This is a genomic window from Adlercreutzia sp. DFI.6.23 (genome assembly GCF_024462535.1).
In the GTDB taxonomy this organism is placed as follows: domain Bacteria; phylum Actinomycetota; class Coriobacteriia; order Coriobacteriales; family Eggerthellaceae; genus Adlercreutzia; species Adlercreutzia rubneri.
In genome coordinates this window covers 1-305 of the sequence record NZ_JANGBP010000435.1, presented here as the reverse complement: position 1 = coordinate 305, position 305 = coordinate 1, and the positions used below count along the sequence as shown (strand labels likewise).

1 pseudogene is annotated in these 305 nt (G+C 69.2%); it reads right to left on the bottom strand.

Features of this window, described 5'->3' with window-relative positions:
- Positions 1 to 305 (bottom strand): annotated as a pseudogene (locus tag NE591_RS14025) (DNA polymerase I); the annotation flags it as partial.

The following is a 305-nucleotide window of genomic DNA, read 5'->3' as shown; positions in this document are numbered from 1 at the left end:
ATGACGGCGAGCACCCCCACGAGCGGCAAGTCGATGTCGGCATAGGCGTCCCAGCTGCCGTCCTTCTTCAGCGCCTCTTCCAAGAGCCCCTTCAGCAGTCGGACCGCCGTGGCGCGGATGGCCGCGCGCTCGGCGTCGGTTTCGGCCTCGGGCAGCGTGGGGGCGGCCAGGACCTCCATGATCGAGTCGTAGGTGTAGGCGGAAAGCGACGAGTTCAGCACGTAGCCCGCCACGGACAGGTCGAAGCCGTCGGCAGAGAGCACCTCCCCATCGCTCACGAGAGCCGGCTCGGCGGTGTCGGCCGG